The organism is Balneola sp., from assembly GCA_003712055.1.
GTDB lineage: Bacteria > Bacteroidota > Rhodothermia > Balneolales > Balneolaceae > RHLJ01.
On record RHLJ01000002.1, the window covers coordinates 295,960 to 315,866 of the forward strand.

Below are 19,907 nucleotides of genomic sequence, written 5' to 3' on the forward strand. Positions count from 1 at the left end.
TTTTTGGGCAAGCAAACCGTTGGTAATGTACAGGAAACCATAAAAGCCAAGGAAGGTGGCTTAGGTACATTTGCAGGAGTTTTTACTCCATCCATTCTTACTATTCTCGGGGTAATTATGTACCTCCGATTTGGCTGGGTAGTTGGTAATGTTGGCCTGGTTAATAGTCTTATTATTGTTACGCTCGCAACCTCCATTACTTTTTTGACAAGCTTGTCAGTAGCTGCTATAGCCACTGACCAAAGGGTTCGAATTGGTGGAGCCTATTATATGATTAGTCGATCGCTGGGAATTGAGTCGGGAGGAGCGATAGGAATTCCATTATATATCGCTTTGGCCTTATCAGTGGCATTATATGTAGTGGGTTTTGCTGAAAGTGTGGTTGGAGTATTCCCTGAATTGGACGTACGTTGGGTTGGGGTAATTACTACTCTTGGAGTTACTGCGCTGGCATTAATTTCAGCTCGGGCAGCTATCAGGGTACAGTATGTGATTATGCTTGCGATTGGAATTTCTCTTCTCTCATTGGTTTTTGGGAGCCCCGTTGAAGCATCCGAACCTGCTACTTCTGTATTGACCAATAGAGAACCTTTTTGGGTAGTTTTTGCGGTTTTCTTTCCTGCTGTTACAGGGATAATGGCTGGCGTGAATATGTCGGGAGATTTGAAGAATCCAACGAAGTCCATCCCATCAGGAACATTTGCGGCTATTGGAGTTGGGTACCTGATCTACATCGGATTGGTTCTAATCCTTGCCTTTAGGGCAGTACCTGAAGATCTAATTTCAGATCCATTAATAATGCGGAAGATGGCATTTTGGGGAGATGCAATTTTATTGGGAGTTTGGGGTGCTACACTCTCGAGCGCGGTAGGTAGTATTTTAGGAGGCCCCAGAGTACTCCAGGCATTGGCAAAGGATAAGATATTACCGGGCTGGCTGTCATGGCTGGGTAAGGGAAGCGGACAGGATGAAGAGCCCCGGTTGGGTACCATCTTTACAATGGGGGTAGCGTTGGTAGCGGTTTGGTTTGGTGATTTGAATTTAATCGCTCCTATACTTTCTATGTTTTTTCTTACTACCTATGGGGTAATCAACCTCGCTGCCGGAATTGAGAAATTACTCGATAGCCCTTCATTTCGGCCAACATTTAAAGTCCATTGGGCAATATCATTATTAGGGGCGGTGGGTTGTTTTTCGGTGATGTTCCTCATCAATCTGACGGCTACCTTAATAGCACTTATGTTTGTCGGGGTCATTTTCTTTTGGTTGGAAAGGAGGGAATTAACATCGGTATGGGGTAATGTTAAAAACGGATTACTAATGGCGGTAATTCGGGAAGTACTCCTAAAACTTAGTGATGATTATGAACCTAAAACCTGGAGGCCAAGACCCCTGGTACTTTCAGGTTCGCCCAGAAAGCGCTGGTACCTTATTGATTTTGCAAATTCGTTAACCCACAATCGTGGGATATTAACGGTAGCAACTGTGTTTCCTGATGAAAATATATCGCATCAACGCAGGGAACGTATGGAAGATGAGATTGGGAATTTTCTAAAAAAGAGAGCCATAAGTGCTTTGGTGAGAGTAGTCTCATCCAGTGATCCTTTTTTAGGATCGGTGAAATTGGTTGAAGCTTATGGTATGGGGAAATTGGTTCCAAACACCATTGTTCTTGGGGGAAGTGAAAACCCGGATATCAGGGAGCAATATTGCGGGATGGTACGCAAGTTTTATGAAATGAAGAGAAACGTAGTGCTAATTCATGGAGGGGAGTTTTCTCATAAAAACGAGTTCGGAAGGGCAAAGAAAGTACAACGCATAGATGTATGGTGGGGTGGTTTCAAAGGAAATGGCGGGCTTATGATGATTCTTGTTTATATGCTCCAAAATAGTCTTTCATGGAAAAATGCTGAGATAAATCTGAAGATAATCGTTGAGAATGAAGAGGCTGTGGAAGAGATTGAATCCAATATGAAAGGCATTGTCGATCAAATTCGATTTGAGGCCAGCATCCACGTAATTGTATCTAATGGGGAAGCTTTTGGTGAGATTTTTAAGAGAGAATCACAGGCGGCAGATTTGATCATGCTTGGAATGGCTACCCCCGAAGATGATTTTACTTCTTACTACGACAATATGCTCTCTTTAACGGAAGATATGCCAACTACTGCTTTTGTACTTGCAGGCCAGGAAATTTCATTTGGTGAAGTACTGATTCCTAATGATACTATGACAGATACATAGTGCATTAATCAGGAAGCTTAGTTCTGCCTGATTAGTCGGAGGAGTTATTCTTAATTAGCACATCAGCCTGAGCCGCGAACAAATCAAACATTGGCAGGGTTGCGGCTCCCAGAGCAGCAGCATCAGATCCGGCTGTACCACATTGAAAGATAGGAGAAGAAGTTTTAAGCTCTTTACGATAGGAAGCAATTTTATCAGGAAGTACACTGGCAATATCCTCCAGTATTGCAGTAGGAATTCGCCCTCCTAGAATTACTACTTCCATATCAATGAAATACTCAGCAATTAAAAATATCTCAGCCAGATACTGTTTGGCTGACTCAAGCCAGCTCATGAAGTACTCATTCTTGTCTTCATATAAATAGCCAAGGTCTTCAGGGCGATTGGCTTTAACACCGAATTGCTGGAGCCATTTGTAGAGCTTCTTTAAATCGAAATGTTCTCCAATGTGTGGTTGGTCGGAATCACTGAGGGGACTTTTTTCGCCATAATAAGGGAGATAACCAAATTCTCCTGCATTCTGATTTTGACCCTCATAAAGGTTTCCGTTTAAAACTAATCCTCCACCAAGACCTACTCCAAAGAATGCATATACAAAATTGGAGATGTTTTTTCCGGCGCCATACCAACGCTCACCAATAGTTGCAGCAGAGGCATTATTATCTATGAAAAGGGGAGCATTAATATGCTCTTTAAGCATTTCTCCGATAGGTACATGTTTCCAGTTCGGAAAAGCCTTTGGGTTAATGGTGTTACTGATCTCGTTATTCTTATTAATCTCAAGAGGACCAGGAATACAAATACCTACTCCGCAAAAGTGAGATCTTTTAACCTCTTCAGAAGCCGTAAGCTGCTGGATAGTAGAAACCATAAGTTTTATTGCTTCTTCCGGATGCGGAGAATCTACTTCATAGAATATTTTAGTCTTCAAAGTACCTGCGAGATCTACAAGGATACCGGTTAAGTGGTCTCGGTTAAAATCCAAACCAACTGAATAAGCCCCTTCCGGATTCACTTCCAGGGTAGTTGATGGAGCTCCACGCTGTTTTTGGAGTTTCTTCCCTTCCTGTACAAAGTTTTGGTCCAACAACCGAGACACAATATTGGAAACCGTTTGAGCAGTAAGGCTGGTTCTTCGTGCGACATCTGCCCTTGAAATGGGACCAAACAAACGTATCGTTTCGAATACAATGCGAAAATTGTACGCTTTGGTGTATGTAAGATTAGTCCCCGTTAACAAATTACTAATTACTAAAGTGAGTTTAATAAGTAAGGTGAATTAGCCCGCGGAGAATAAAAAAGAATCCTTCCAAAAAAAAATGGGAAAAGAAAATTGGCTCTAACTATGCATTTCTGTTTAATGAAGGGAGAATCGAAAAATAAGGAAGCGTTTCCATAAAATTTGGTTGATTTAATAAATTGAATTGATTAATCTATTTTTGTTCAATTTGATTTAGTAATTGTTGGATATTGTGGTTGCTATTTTAAATAAAGATCAGTTTTTAGGAAAACAGCATTTGAACTACTCCTAACCAAACTTTTATCCCGAATGACCAGGACTTCAATTTTTTCACTTTTAGTTATCATCTTTTTCGTTTCTCAAGTTGGATACTCAAATTCATTAGAAACTGTCTTTTTTGAGGCTGAAAAGCTGGAAGCGCTTCGTGAAATTTCAACAGAAAAAGCCTTTACAGGGAGTGTAACAGGGAAAGTATTAGAAGCGGGTACCAATGAGCCTTTGATTGGAGCGAGTGTCCTTATCAAGGGAACTCTCAAAGGAGATGCATCTGATGTAGACGGTGATTTCACCATTAGAGGTATTGATGCAGGAGTTCAAACTCTTGTTGTTTCTTATCTAGGGTTCAAAACAAGAGAAATTGAAATTGAAATTACGGATGGGGAAACTGTTGAAATTGAAATCATCCTGGAATGGGAAGGGGTACAAGGTGAAGAAGTAACTATTACTGCTCAGGCCAGAGGGCAGGTAGCCGCTATTAACCAACAGTTGCAATCGAATACAATCTCCAATATCGTATCCAAAGATAGAATACAGGACATACCGGATGTAAACGCTGCAGAATCTATAGGTCGACTTCCGGGTGTAGCTATTCAAAGGGATGGTGGTGAGGCCAATAAGGTATTGATTCGTGGCTTGTCTCCTAAATTTAGCTCCATAACTGTAAATGGTGTTCGAATTCCTTCAACTGGTTCAGATGATCGAAGTGTGGATTTATCTTTGATTTCCTCAAATATGCTGGATGGAATCGAAGTGAAAAAGGCAATTACCCCGGATATGGATGGAGATGCTATTGCAGGTTCAGTGGACTTGAAATTACGCGAAGCCCCGGAAGGCTTCCAGTGGAATGCGAACCTGCAAGGAGGGTATACCGAACTTCAGGAGTATTATGAGAATTACAAAATTAACGCATCAATTAGTGATCGGCTTTTCGATAGTAATCTGGGCTATATAGCAACCTTTAGTGCAGATCAATATGATCGAAGTGCTGATCAGTTGAACGTAGGTTATGATACTTTCACAAACCCTACAACAAATGTTATAGATGGTCTTCTGATACAATCTGTAAATGCTCAAGAGTACTTCAACTTAAGGAGCAGGATAGGAGGAAGCGCCCTTTTCGATTATAAGATTCCTGATGGAAAGATTACGGGGAATATTTTTTACAACCGTCAAAAAAATGATGGCCATACGCGAACGAATAATATTTTTAACGTCAATGGAAGAGCAGGAAATGATCTATCCATCTTTGAGGGAACAACCGAAATATTAACGACCGGATTAAGCTTCGAAAAAGATTTTGAATGGATTAGGGTTGACGGAGGAATATCCCGATCGAGCTCTCTCACAAAGAACCCTCGCGACTATTTCGTACAGTTTAGAATGGAATCTTCTATAGCTGAATTTGTACAGGACGAAAATGGAGTTCCGATTTGGCCCTTAGATACTCTTGGTGTTCAGCCTATTGGAGTACTTCCTTTTGTTCAGCCTAATGATACTATTACCGTACTTGGAGCTACTTCTATAAATAGTTTAAGGCAAGAAGAAATCAATTATACAAACCAAATCAATTTTACTCTACCATTTGATTTGAATGACCAGATAAATGGGCATGTAAAGTTTGGCGGAAAACTTAGATGGCTTGATCGAAGCAATGATCAGGAAGGAAAAGACAGGAATTGGGCGTACATGACTTACCAGGACTATAATGAAGTAACTGGAGAAGGGGGTAATGAAGAGGAATTAATGAGGTGTATTTTTGAGCAAACGGGCTCAATTAACGGATTTAATTTATTCGATGAGCTGGTAGTTAATAATGAAACTGCTTTTTCTCCATACATACCTATTACTTATTTCAATACTGGATATGATAGAAACAATTTTCTGACCGGTGAAGGTGGAGATGGATTTCCAATCGGATATGCTCCAGGAGTTTCTGATATGCAACGGTTTCTAGATGCAGCTGACAACTGTATGTTGGGTAGTCAGGATGCTATGCTGGAAAGTCCCTTCTCAAGTAGAGCAAATGACTACACAGGCAATGAACGATATGGTGCAGCGTATATCATGTCGGAAATAAGCCTTGGACAGTATGTAACCTTTATTCCGGGCGTGCGATGGGAGAATGACTATTCAACTTATCAGACAGAAAGGTTTAATGTTATTTATACACAAAACGTACCCAGCGTTCAGTTTGCTGAAGATATCGAGATAGAAAGAGATTACAATTTCATCCTGCCTATGTTTCATTTACAGGTGGATCCTAATGAATGGTTGAAAATAAGAGCGGCCTATACAGAAACTTTAGCCCGCCCTGATTTCACTTTATATATACCAAGAGCAAATTGGGATGTTCAAAATAATGCAATAACGGCCAATAACTCAGCATTGAAGCCTTCTGAATCGGTCAACTATGATCTTTCAGCATCGGTTTATCAGAATCATGTTGGTTTATTTACCGTTTCAGGGTTTCAGAAAACAATTTCAGACCTTCCGATTTGGACGAGAAGGTTTTTAACCGCGCAGGATACACTCACCGCAGAAGAAGCTGAAAACCTGAACATTCCATTTGGAGGAGATAATGAATGGGCAGGGAATGGTACTTCCATTACAACCTATGAAAATGCTCCTTTCGATACAGAAGTTTGGGGAGTAGAGTTCGACTGGCAAACTAATTTCTGGTATTTGCCTTCTGTATTAAAAGGCTTGGTATTAAACATCAATTATACCCGGATGTTTTCAGAGACTTCTTATCGAACAACGATACAGACAGGTACTCTATGCGTTTCTGCCTGCGGTACACCCTTTCAAACCAGTATTCCTGTATATGGTGATTCAACACGGACAGGTAGGGCTTTTGATCAGCCCGCACATTTGTTAAATGTGACATTAGGCTATGATTATAAAGGCTTCTCAGGCAGATTCTCGTATCTATTTCAGGGGGATAGATTGACAGGTATGGTAAGTGTAACCAGGCCAGTTCAGGATTCTTTCTCTGATGAGTACCGAAGATGGGACATCACACTAAAGCAAAGCCTTGGAGAAGCGATAGAATTATATGGCAACTTTAGTAACCTCACCAGTACTCCGGATCGGAATTTAATTGGTGATGGAGAAGGAGACAGTAGTAGGGGCTTTGGCAGTACAAGCTTTGTTCAATACTATGGATTTACAATGGATTTGGGCGTGAGGCTCAGGTTCTAAGAATTTCTAACAGGATGTTTGCTCAGAAGAAAGAATGATTTCTATTCAACTCAGTAAATATCAAACAGAAAACTAAAACCTAATCAAACCTAGATTGGAGAAAACATGAAAAACAATTACAAACTCATTGCTATAGCACTTTTTGCTGTGTTTGGCATGCTGACTTCTGACGCTGTTGCGCAGGATTTTACAGTATGCTCTGAGACAGTAGCTGAGTGTGAGGTAGCATATCACGGCGGAGATTTTGTTCCGATTAACAATGCTCTAAGGAACACCGTTGCTAACGATACCCTGAACGGGGGAAGAAAGCACTCGGATCGTGTGTATATCCTGGAAACAGGAGGTATGTACATGAACATAGATCCAATTGAGAACAATGGTTTTCATTTGAGAATCCGTACTCAAACCGAAGAAGAAGTTGGAGCCGAAAATTACTTTGGGCCAGCTAAGATTCAGATCAAAACAGATGAGTTAGGTGGTTCATCAGCTCGTTTAATGACTGTTCAGGGTGATCTTACTCTTGACGGTGTGTTTATGACGGGTATGGATGACGGTGGAAGCACAGGTAACTACCTTCCTATTCGTGTGGGTGCCGATGGTGCCAGAATCGTTGTAAAGAACAGTATTTTTGAGCAAACCGATTTCGCTCTCTTTGGTTTCGATAGCGGTAACAACAAAGTGTACTTCTATGATAACGTGTTCAGAAACCAGACCAATAAGACCCAGCAATGGGAAGGTCGTGGTATCCGCTTCGAGGCAGGTGCAGATACACTTGTAGTTGAAAATAATACATACATGAATATTGGGATGACCATTCTTCAATCTGAAGCAGGTCCGATTAACTATACTCGTTTCATGCACAACACAGTTATTAATGTAGGTCGTCTGTTTAATGCAGGTAACTTCTGGAAAGAAGGATATGTTGCAAACAACCTGTTTATTAACTACTACTGGCATGGTGAAGGATTTGGAGATAACATTAATGATCCTAGCAGAGACTATCCGTTTACTGGATTTTTCGCTGTTGCTCCAGTAGCTCCAGGCGTTGGATTCCCGGATTTAGGAAGACGAGTTGTTTATACAAACAACGCTCACTGGAGAGACCCCGCATTTGCTGCATACTATGCTGATTCTATCAATGCACAGCCGATTTTCAACACAGAGGCTGACTCTATGTTCGATACCTTCGATGCAACTCAAGATCTTGGTGGCTTCTACAGAGCGAACAATTGGGATGGAACAGATCCTGGCCTTGTAGCTTATACCACTGCTCCAGAAGTAAGAGATTTTGAAGGGAACTTATCTTATCCAGAAACTCAGGTGCCTTTAGAAGATATCGTTTCTTTAATGATCGATAACATTCGCGATCTTCGTGAAGCACGTCAAAATCCATTTACTTATTACGGTTGGGATCCAGGTAGAGATCCAGATCCTGCTAGTTTCAGTGTTCAGAGTGTTCTTCCAGATGCCTTGAATCCTGGTGACTTTTCATATACAGATGAAACATATTTAACTGCCGGTACAGACGGACTTCCTGTAGGTAACTTAAACTACCATGATGGTGCACGTGCTGACTGGGAAGCAAATAAAAGCACCTATATTGCTGATGTTCAGGCACTTGCTGGTGCGGTTATTGAACTGGATGTTGTAGGAAACTCTGAAGCTGAAGATGGAACCACAAGTGGTACCGCAGATGTCTTCTCTTTTGACGGCTTTGCATTCTTGGACTTCCAATCTGCAGGTTATATAGAATGGGAATTTACAGCTACTGCCGGAGCTTCTGACCTAAACGTTACTACCAACCTGAATGGCAATGGTGTTCGTGGCCAGCGTGTATTTGTGAACGGCGTTAGCATCAAGGATTGCTTGAACTATGGTGAGTATATCTGGGATGCTGAAGGCGGACAAGGTGGTTGTGCAAACCCACACCAAGGAATGGCAACTAATGAGTGGACAGTTACCAAAATTGAAAATTCTGCGCTCCATGAAAGCACTACCGATGGTCTTGTTCTTGTTGAAGGAACAAATACTATTCGTCTAGAGCCATCTTGGGGATTCCAGGGATTCGCTGGTATTGAAGTAGTAGAAGCAGGTACTGAAAATGTAATTGCAGAACTTACTCCTCTTAACGCTGACTATTCTCAGGTAACAGCAGGTGGTCAAACAGAAATGAACGGTGAAGATGTAGAAGGCATCCCTTCTCGTTTTAAGTCTGTGACTTTAGGAGATAACGGATCTGTAACTGTTGATTTTGGCGGAGGAGAGTTTGATGCTGGTACATATAGAGTACAGGTATTCTTCTCTACCGAAGCAGATGCAGATGTTAGCTACTCTATAAACGGAGAAGAAGTTCAAACCACAACATTACCTACTTCAGGTACCTTCCACATGTCAGACGCTTTCGCCCATGATGGTGGAACTCTTTCACTAGAAGTATCAGGTAATGCGGCTAATATCGATTTCGTTGATTTGATCAAAGAAACTACTGTAGGTGTTTCCAATGAGCCTGTAGAAACTCCTAGTGGATTCGCTCTTTCTCAAAACTACCCGAATCCATTTAACCCTTCTACAAATATCAACTTTACCTTACCAGTAGCTTCAGATGTACAACTAACCGTATACAACCTGCTAGGTCAAAAAGTAGCTACGCTTGTTGACGATTCAAGAACAGCAGGAAACCACACGGTAAGATTTGATGCAAGATCTTTAGCATCAGGAGTGTATTTCTATCAGCTAAAAGCTGGTGAATTTACACTTCAACGTAGAATGACACTTATCAAGTAGCATTATTCTAAATCATATACTGATTATTGAATGGCGGTTGAACCCGCCATTCACTTTTAATTTGTACCTGGGGTTTATCATCGTTAAATACGGCGGTTTATCTAAACCCTAACTAGTCTCTCATGAAACTCCACTTAATTGACGCTCTTATTGTACTGGCCTACTTACTCGCCACTGTAGTAATAGGTTTTGCACTTAAAAAGAAGGCACAGCAATCCAAAGAATCCTATCTGCTGGGAGGAAAACAACTTCCCTGGTACATGCTGGGGCTTTCAAATGCCTCTGGGATGTTCGATATATCCGGAACAGTGTGGTTGGTTACCATCTTGTTTGTGTATGGCCTGAAAAGTATCTGGTTGCCCTGGCTATGGCCGGTATTCAATCAAATATTCTTGATGGTATTCCTTTCGATGTGGCTTCGTCGCTCAAATGTAACCACAGGAGCAGAGTGGATAGGCACTCGATTTGGTTTTTCTGGAGGGGCCAAAAAATCACATGTTATTGTAGTGGTATTCGCACTCATTATGGGGCTCGGATACCTGACCTACGGTTTTATTGGACTGGGTAAATTTGTTGAGATTTTTATTCCATGGGAATTCCTTAGCATGTATATCCCGCTGGATATTCCTTTGGAATACGTTCCACATTTCTACGGGATTGTGTTTACCTGCTTTGCCATCTTCTACTCCTTATTAGGAGGGATGATGAGTATAGTTTGGGCAGATCTGATTCAGTTCATCATTATGGCAATTTCAAGTATTGTGATTGGGGTCATCGCAATGATGGCGCTTTCTGAAAGTACCCTGGTCATTCCGGAAGGATGGATTAGTCCATTCTTTGGCTGGGAATTGAATATGGACTGGACAGCGATTATTCCCGAGGTGAACCAGAAAATTAGAGACGATGGCTTCTCTCTGTTTTCCGTGCTCTTTATGATGATGATTTTCAAAGGGGTGTTGGTGAGTTTGGCAGGTCCGGCTCCTAATTATGATATGCAGAAAATCCTGTCTACCAAATCAGAGCGTGAAGCCGCATTAATGAGTGGATCAGTATCTGTAATCCTGATGCCAATCCGGTACTTCATGATCGCTGGTTTTGCAGTTCTTGGACTTCTCTTCTTTGAAGAATTAGACTTGATGGTACCCGGACGAGGTCTCGATTTCGAACAAATACTCCCATCAGCTATCAGTCAATTTGTTCCGGTTGGTTTCCTTGGACTATTGCTAGCTGGTTTATTAGCAGCTTTCATGTCAACCTTTGCCGGAACCTTAAATGCAGCTCAGGCTTACCTGGTTAATGATATTTATATCAAATATGTGAATCCAAAAGCAGAAAATGCCAAGATCCAAACCATGAATTACGTGGCAGGTTTGGGGATGGTGATCTTTAGTATTGTACTGGGCTTTTTTGCGAAGGATGTTAATGACGTACTTCAATGGATTGTGGGTGGCCTTTATGGCAGTTATGTAGCTGCCAACGTACTTAAATGGTACTGGTGGCGATTCAACGGAAATGGCTTTTTCTGGGGTATGGTTGGAGGCTTAATTCCTGCGCTTACCTTTAGATTTATTTTCGAAGGAGTACTGGACACCTACACCTTTCCACTCATGCTCCTCATTTCAGTAATTGCCTGTTTGATAGGAACCTTCACCGCTCCGCCGGTAGAGGAAGAAGTCCTCAAAAAATTCTACAAAACAGTTAAACCATGGGGTTTCTGGAAGCCTATTCACGATAAAGTTGTAGCAGAAGATCCTAATTTTGTGAAGAATACTGGTTTTAAATCGGACATGTTCAATGTTGTGATTGGAACCATCTGGCAAACAGCATTAGTAATCTTCCCAGTGTATCTAGTGTTAATGGAAGCAGTACCGCTTGCAATAAGTATAGGTATTGCCATAATCACCTCATACATCCTCAAGAAAACCTGGTTCGATAAGCTTCCAGCATAAACGTCAAAGAGAAACTCATGTCAGAAATTTTTCATACACGAAAACAAAAGCTACAGGCAGCACATATAGCACTGCTTAGTAAAAAAAATCATGCCGAGGATATAGGGAATGGAATATATAAGCGCTACCAAAATCCGGTAGTTACTGCTGAGCATACTCCTTTAACCTGGAGATATGATTTCAACCCTGAAACGAATCCTTTTTTAATGGAGCGGTTTGGAATAAATGCGGCGTTTAATGCCGGAGCCATCAAGTTTGGTGGTAAATATGTGCTAGTGGTAAGGGTAGAAGGTAACGACCGAAAATCCTTTTTCGCTGTGGCCGAGAGTGATTCTCCCACTGAAGGATTTGTATTTAGGGATGAGCCCATAACTATGCCCGAAACTGATATTCCTGATACCAACATTTATGACATGAGGCTAACCGAACATGAGGACGGTTGGATCTATGGCATATTCTGTACGGAACGTAAAGATACTCGTGTTCCTGCAAGCGACACGAGCAGTGCAGTAGCACAGGCAGGTATAGCAAGAACAAAAGATCTGGTTCATTGGGAGCGCCTTCCGGATCTGAAAACAAATTCTGAACAGCAGCGCAATGTGGTGTTGCACCCTGAATTCGTGAATGGTAAATACGCGCTTTACACACGTCCTCAAGATGGCTTTATCGATGCCGGAAAAGGAGGGGGAATAGGCTGGGCTTTATCAGATTCGATGAATCCGGCAAGTGTGGATGTTGAACAAGTTATTGATGAACGTATCTATCATACCATAAAAGAAGTGAAGAACGGGCAAGGCCCGGCGCCACTGAAAACCGACAAAGGCTGGTTACATCTGGCACATGGCGTAAGGAATACAGCCGCAGGTCTTAGATATGTACTCTATGTATTTATGACGTCACTGGATGATCCTTCGAAAGTAATACATCGACCTGGAGGACATTTTATTGCCCCTTTAGGTGAAGAACGGGTTGGTGATGTATCCAATGTAGCCTTTGCTAATGGCTGGATTCGCGATGACGATGACAAGGTGTATGTCTATTACGCTTCATCAGATACCCGTATGCACGTAGCAGAAACAAGCATTGCTCAGTTAGTTGACTACACAGTAAACACTCCTGAAGATGGATATAGATCAGCTACCAGTGTTGAAACCGTTAAAAAGATAGTGGAAGGCAACAACGTATTGGTGTAACTGAAAGAAAATGAATGGAGAACTAATTCTTACTAAACTTCAAAAGGAGCTTGAGCTTGAGTTCAAGCAAAATCTGCTCCCATTTTGGACTGAATTTGCCATCGATGATAAGAATGGCGGGTTCATAGGAAGAGTTACCTCCGAAAATGTGAAAGTGTACGATGCCGATAAAGGAGGTATTCTAAACGCCCGAATACTTTGGGCTCTCTCAGCCGCTTACAAGCAATACCCTTCCAAAAAATTATCCAATGTTGCCCTAAGGGCCTATGAGTATTTCAATACATACTTCATGGATGAAAAATATGGCGGCTTCTTCTGGATGATTGATTCCAAAGGTGAGGTGGTTGATCCCAAAAAACACATCTATACGCAAGCTTTTGGGATTTACGGACTGGTAGAATATTACTCTGCATTCAATAATCACGAAGCCTTAAAACTGGCTTACAATATTTACTCACTCATCGAAAAACATTCGGTTGATTCAACCTATGGTGGTTATTTTGAAGCATATAGCCGGGAATGGGAGCTTAATGAAGATGTTCGTTTAAGCGAGAAAGACGAAAATGAACCAAAGAGTATGAATACTCATCTTCATATTCTTGAAGCTTATACCAATTTGTATCGATATGCTCCCTCCGAAAAGTTGAAAGATAAATTGGCTTCGCTGATTCACTACTTTTGTGATTACATCATCAACCCGGAAAGGACAAGCCTGATCAATTTCTTTGGCTTAGATTGGAGCCCCAGATCTAAGCAAATATCATATGGACATGATATAGAGTCTAGCTGGTTACTCGTAGAAGCAGCAGAAGTAATCGGGGATGAACACCTGATTGACGTAACCAGACAATATGCTGTATCGATAGCTAATGCCGTAATAGGAAATGGTATTGATAGCGACGGCGCGCTTATTAACGAGGCTAATCCTAAAGGGTACACTGATACAGACAAAGATTGGTGGCCACAAGCGGAAGCTATTGTTGGGTTTTTGAATGCCTACGAAATATCAGGAGATATAAAATTTCTGGAAGCAGCAGGAAATTCCTGGATGTTTATAAAGCAGCATCTGATTGACAGAAAATATGGGGAATGGTTCGAGAAGACCTCAAGAGAAGGCACCCCTTATTCGCAGCTGGATAAGGTCCGTGCATGGAAAGGGCCATACCATAATATGAGAACAATTTTTGAAGTGAATAGAAGAGTAAAAGCCTTACTCAAAAGAGAACCCGTTTTTGTAGAAGAGAAATTAGGTTAGTATAAAACACTTATCGCAGGATTATGAAGAGGACAGTTTTAGCCATTACTATATCAATCATTTTTACCTCCTTTGCCTGGTCACAGTCTGATAACAGGATTTCCTATAACGATCAGGAACTTTGGCTTAATGGTGGAAACATAGCCTGGGTCAATTTTGCCAGCGATGTGGGACCTGGAAATACTGCTCTGGATGATTTTGAAGCCATGTTTCAACAGGTTCAGGAGAATGGTGGGAACGCAATGCGTTTCTGGGTTCATATTACCGGAGGAACAACTCCTACCTGGAGTGGAAATAATGTTACCGGTTTGGGAGATGGTACCATTGAGGATCTGGAGAATATCCTGGATTTAGCATGGGAAAATAATGTAAGTATGATTCTTTGCCTGTGGTCATTCGACATGCTTAGGATCGAAAATGGTACTACGATTACGGATCGTGCTAAAGCATTACTCGAAGATTCCACACTGACAGAAGTGTATATCGAAAATGCATTAGTACCTATGGTAGAGGCACTTGGCGATCACCCGGCTTTATTAGCTTGGGAAATCTTTAATGAACCAGAAGGGATGAGTAATGAGTTCGGATGGGATTTTAATCGTCATGTTCCCATGTCTGCAATTCAACGATTTGTCAATCAAACGGCAGGAGCCATTCATAGAACTGATCCTGATGCGCTTGTATCAAACGGTTCCTGGAGTTTTCATTCTTTGGCTACCACCAATAGCTCGGTTTCAAAAAACTATTACTCCGACGAAGAACTAATTGCAGCTGGTGGTGACAGTTTAGGGATCCTGGACTTCTATATGGTTCACTATTACGATTGGGCTGGAACAGCTCTTTCTCCATTTCATCATGATAAAAGTTCATGGGGGCTAGATAAGCCTGTTGTTGTAGGTGAGTTCGGAGTCCCCGAAGACGATCTTTTTGGAGTGCCTCAAGAAGATATGTATGAAACCCTATTCCAGAGAGGGTATGCCGGAGCATTAGTTTGGCAATGGGTAGATTGGTATCAAAACCGGGGGAATTATGGGCCAAGCTGGTTAAGGGCTCTGGATCAAATGCATTACATGGATAGTTTGTACACCTCTGAAGTGCGAATTTTTAGTGTAATTCCTTCCATTCGAAAATTTGAAGCATCATTGGGTGAGATTGAAGAAGGTGGACAATCTCAACTCAGCTGGGATGTATTGAACACTGTTGAGGTGACTATAAATGGTGAGGTAGTAGATAGTGTCGGGTCTATGATTGTAGCTCCTACAGAAACTACTGAATACGAATTGATAGGTACGGGAGCTGAGGGAGATAAAGATTCCGCTTATGTAACTATCCAGGTCCTTCCCGCAGGTTTAATTAATCGTGCGCTAAATAAGCCTTCCAGAGCTTCAACATTTGAGACCTGTTGTGGCACTCCTCTGGTATCATCTTTTGCTTTTGATGGAGATGAAAACACCCGATGGAGTAGTGCATGGAGTGATGGAACCGGAACTACTGAAATTGATCCTAATACCGATAAAGACCCCGATAGCGAATGGATTGATGTAGACTTAGAAGCTGCACATGAAGTAGGCTCGGTTCTTTTTAATTGGGAAGCAGCCTACTCAACCAACTATGATATTCAAACCTCTTTTGATGGAATTAACTGGACAACAGTCTATTCTGAAAACAGTTCGGATGGAGGAATCGACTCTATCGCCTTTGATACCCCAAAACTGGCTCGATTTGTTCGAATGCAAGGGGATGCTCGCTCTCTCGAATTTGGTCACTCTATGTGGGAGTTCGAAGTACGTGGTGCGGTATCCATAACACAGCCACCAGTGGTGGAAATAAGCTCCCCCGAAAATGGGAAAGGCATTCCTGTGGGTGGCTCAACTACCATTGTTGTAGAAGCTGAGGATGAAACAGAGGACATTACTCATGTTGCTTTTTTCCTTAATGGTGATTCTGTTGGAGTGGACAATACCGCACCTTATTCCTTAGTGCTCTCTGATATTGAAGAGGGAGAACATGAGATTTATGTAAAGGCGAGAGATGAAGAAGGATTTGTAGTTCAGTCAGAATCTATCACCATTGAAGGGAGGACGGATATCTTTTTGCTAAGGCTTGAAGCAGAAACAGCAAGTATATCTGGCGAAACTACCAGGCAATTTGACCGGCCGGGAGCAAGTAATAATGCTTCGGTGGCTATGGAAGGAAGCGGAAGTATTACCTGGAATAACCTGAACCTCCCAGAAGGGGATGAATACCAAATGACCGTTAGGTATTACCTTCCCTATGGATATAAAGAACAGAAATTTGCCATCAATGGGGAGCTGGTTGACACGCTCATTTTTAATGAACCAATCAATGTTTGGCAAGATTTAACCACAGTACAAACCTTTGATGAAGTAATTGAGTCTATCAGTATCGATCATTTTTGGGGATGGATGGATTTTGATTATCTCGAAATCGTAATTGAGGGGGTAACCGTTGATACTGAGACCGAACTTGAGATACCTACTCAGGCTAAACTCTTTCAGAACTACCCCAATCCTTTCAATCCTACTACCAATATCTCTTACTCTTTACCGGCTTTATCTCGGGTAAATCTTAAAATCTATAATGCATTAGGCCAGGAAGTTGCCACTCTGGTAGATGCTCAGCAATCATCAGGAAGTCATACCATAACATGGAATGCTGCAGATGCAGCAACAGGGGTTTATTTTTATCAGTTGATAGTAGGAAATGAGATTCTGACCAGGAAAATGATTCTGATCAAATAAAAACTGATGAGTGAGGATGAAATATCTAGCGTTTTGTGTTTTACTCGTTTTCCTGAATAATTGCGCAAAATCTCAATTAGATAATCGCCCAAATGTCATCATCATTCTTACCGATGATCAGGGTTGGGGAGACATAGCCAGTCATGGTAATCCCACTATTGATACTCCAAATCTCGACGCACTTGCAATGGCGGGTGCTCGCTTCGATCGCTTTTTTGTAAGCCCGGTTTGTGCGCCTACTAGAGCCAGTTTATTAACAGGACGTGATCACCTGAGAACAGGCACTCAGTGGGTAACTTACGGGCTGGAGAATATGCGACCAGAAGAGGTCACTTTCGGCGAAGTATTTAAAGAAGCAGGCTACCAAACCGGTTTGTTCGGGAAGTGGCATAATGGCTCCCATTACCCAATGGATCCAAATGGACAGGGTTTTGATACTTTTTTTGGATTCAAAATGGGACACTGGAACAACTACTTCGATACGGAACTGGAATACAATGGGGAATGGGTTCAAACAGATGGGTTCATAACCGATGTTCTCACTGATTCAGCACTTTCCTTTATTGAGAAAAACCAGGATGAACCGTTTCTGGCCTTCATTCCTTATAACGCTCCGCATAGTCCTTTTCAGGTACCGGACCAATATTACGATAAATACAAAGCGAAAGGACTGGACGATAAAAATGCCTCGGTTTACGGGATGGTGGAAAATATCGATGACAATATTGGGCGGATCACAGATAAACTTGAGGAATTGAAATTAACCGAAAACACCATAGTCATTTTTATGACTGATAATGGTCCGAATGGCGGAGATCGTTTTAACGGAGAGATGAAAGGATGGAAGGCCAAAGTAGACGAAGGTGGAGTACGAGTACCATTATTCATTAAGTGGCCTGATAAAATTCCTGCAGGTAAAATTGTAGAAGAATTAACGGCGCATATTGATTTTCTACCTTCTATTGCTGAACTGACAGGTATTGAATTTGAAGAGCAAAACGAAATAGATGGCAGGAGTTTTGCTCCGCTTATTTTTGACGAAAACCCTGTCTGGGAAGATCGTTATCTATTTACTCATCAATCCAGATGGGACTCCTTAGAACAATTTCCAGCCTCTGTTAGAAATAACCGTTACCGTGCAGTCAGGTATGGAGACTCCTGGGAGTTATATGATATGCTTCAGGATCCTTCTCAACGTGAGGATATCGCAGGTGAAGAACAGGAACTGGTCGAACAATTCAGCAAGGTATATGAATCTTGGTTCACTGAAGTCACCAGAGAACTTCCTTCTAGTAGATCTATTCCTGTGGGTTATAATGAATCACCAACTGTAGTTCTTCCGGCAGTAGAAAGCACGTTTTCAGGAGGGATTGAATTTGAAGGAAGCTCCGGATGGAGTAACGACTGGTTGGTAAACTGGAACAACCCCAGGGATAAGGTCTGGTGGGATATTGAGGTTGTTCAGTCATCAGTTTTCGAATTAAGCATTGCTTATACCATACCTGAAGGAAGTGAGGGACTAGAGCTAAAGGCCTCAACTAATACTGAAGAAGTATCTGTAATCATCAGCCAGGCATATGACCCGGAATTAATACCTAGCCCTGATCGCGTTTCCAGAGGTGAAGTATATGAAAAGGAATGGACAACCATTTCTTTGGGCACTCTTACTCTGGAAGAAGGAACCCAAAAAATTAATCTTTCTGCTATTCCGGTTTCAGGTAAACCAGGAATCGAACTTAAATCACTAATGCTAACGAAGAGCAATTGAATGCTATGAAATCATTTGGAAGACATTCTCTAATTCTTATATCGGCAATGTTATTCTTTGCCTGTCAAACTCAAATAACTCCTGTTGAGGATGAGAGCGATCTCCTCATCGATAAGGAAGCTACCGCTGAAACCAAAGCTTTATATAAAAACCTGAAAGAATTGGCCCAAACAAAAGTGTTGTACGGCCATCAGGATGATCTGGCTTATGGCTATTCATGGTGGGCTGAATCCGGGAGATCAGACGTGAAAGAAGTAACAGGCTCTTATCCTGCGGTATATGGTTGGGATGTAGGTGATATCCGGCAGATCGACAAAACCACCAATCTTGATAATATCGAATGGGACAATATGAAGCGCTGGATTAAGGAGGGATACGAGCGAGGAGGTATTATCACCATTAGTTGGCATATGAATCACCCGGTTACAGATGGAAACACCTGGGATAAAACTCCCGCTGTAGCTGCTATTATACCTGGTGGTGAACAACATGAGAAATTTAAAGGATGGCTCGATGTCTTTGCCGATTTCGTCTCTGATCTAAAAGGAGAAAGCGGGGAGGCAATACCTGTTATTTTTAGACCGTATCATGAACATACCGGTTCCTGGTTTTGGTGGGGAGAGGAGCAAACGTCAGTGGAAGACTATATCACACTCTGGAGATTTACTGTTGAATATTTAAGAGATGAGAAAGGAATTCATAATCTGCTTTATGCTTATTCGCCAGATAATCAGGCTGGAAGAGAATTTTCGAACTATATGAATAAATACCCCGGCGATGACTATGTTGATGTTTTGGGAATGGACGACTATGGAAGTATGAATGGCAGAGATCCTTCTGAGTTCAGTAATGAGTTGGCTTGGTTAGTTGAAGAAGCCGAAAAGAGAAATAAAATTGCTGCTCTTTCTGAAACAGGAGTAGAAGCTATTCCCGACCCTTTGTGGTGGAGTAACCAGGTAATTCCATCTTTCACAAATAATCCAAAAGCAAAGGGAATTGCCTATATACTCACCTGGAGAAATGCGAATTACGAACGCGAACAACGAGATCACTTTTATGCTTCTCATCCTGGTCATGATAGCGCGCCCGATATGAAAACATTCCGTGATCATGAGCTATTTGTGTTTGAAGATGAATTGCCAGATCTGTATTCGTTAAACTAACGTGAGATCATTATGAAGAATGGTCTTTTTTTGATGTCATTCTGAGGTTACCACCGAAGAATCTAAACG

The 19,907-nt window shown here is 41.7% G+C and carries 10 protein-coding genes; 9 read left to right on the forward strand and 1 reads right to left on the reverse strand.

Features of this window, described 5'->3' with window-relative positions:
* The first annotated feature begins 117 nt into the window (after positions 1-117).
* Positions 118-2,244, forward strand: a complete 2,127-nt coding sequence (locus ED557_06285; protein RNC84805.1) for a Na-K-Cl cotransporter — start codon at positions 118-120, stop codon at positions 2,242-2,244.
* Positions 2,245-2,275: 31 nt separating this feature from the next.
* On the opposite strand, the gene ED557_06290 is transcribed toward ED557_06285, so the two are convergent.
* The gene (locus tag ED557_06290; GenBank protein RNC84584.1) at positions 2,276-3,511 is read right to left on the reverse strand and encodes an ROK family transcriptional regulator; all 1,236 of its coding nucleotides are present in this window, start codon (positions 3,509-3,511) and stop codon (positions 2,276-2,278) included.
* Between the two features lie 282 nt (positions 3,512-3,793).
* Between ED557_06290 and ED557_06295 the strand changes: the two genes are divergently transcribed.
* The 8 genes from ED557_06295 (at position 3,794) to ED557_06330 (ending at position 19,838) form a co-directional block, all read left to right on the forward strand.
* Complete coding sequence (locus tag ED557_06295; protein ID RNC84585.1) at positions 3,794-6,964, forward strand: TonB-dependent receptor; 3,171 nt, start codon at positions 3,794-3,796, stop codon at positions 6,962-6,964.
* 2,388 nt (positions 6,965-9,352) lie between these two features.
* Entirely contained in the window at positions 9,353-9,748 is a 396-nt protein-coding gene (locus ED557_06300; protein ID RNC84806.1) for a T9SS C-terminal target domain-containing protein, read from the forward strand.
* A 122-nt stretch (positions 9,749-9,870) separates the two neighbouring features.
* Positions 9,871-11,697, forward strand: a complete 1,827-nt coding sequence (locus ED557_06305) for a sodium:solute symporter (GenBank protein ID RNC84586.1) — start codon at positions 9,871-9,873, stop codon at positions 11,695-11,697.
* Between the two features lie 17 nt (positions 11,698-11,714).
* Positions 11,715-12,890, forward strand: a complete 1,176-nt coding sequence (locus tag ED557_06310) for a glycosidase (GenBank protein ID RNC84587.1) — start codon at positions 11,715-11,717, stop codon at positions 12,888-12,890.
* A gap of 10 nt (positions 12,891-12,900) precedes the next feature.
* Positions 12,901-14,145: an N-acyl-D-glucosamine 2-epimerase gene (locus tag ED557_06315; protein RNC84588.1), complete on the forward strand. Its 1,245-nt coding sequence runs from the start codon at positions 12,901-12,903 to the stop codon at positions 14,143-14,145.
* A 23-nt stretch (positions 14,146-14,168) separates the two neighbouring features.
* Complete coding sequence (locus ED557_06320; GenBank protein RNC84589.1) at positions 14,169-16,907, forward strand: T9SS C-terminal target domain-containing protein; 2,739 nt, start codon at positions 14,169-14,171, stop codon at positions 16,905-16,907.
* A 16-nt stretch (positions 16,908-16,923) separates the two neighbouring features.
* On the forward strand, positions 16,924-18,675 hold the full coding sequence (locus tag ED557_06325; GenBank protein RNC84590.1) for a hypothetical protein: 1,752 nt from the start codon (positions 16,924-16,926) through the stop codon (positions 18,673-18,675).
* A complete protein-coding gene (locus tag ED557_06330; protein ID RNC84591.1) occupies positions 18,672-19,838 on the forward strand; it encodes a beta-mannosidase in 1,167 nt (388 codons plus the stop codon). The genes ED557_06325 and ED557_06330 overlap by 4 nt, the downstream gene beginning before the upstream one ends.
* Positions 19,839-19,907: the final 69 nt, after the last annotated feature.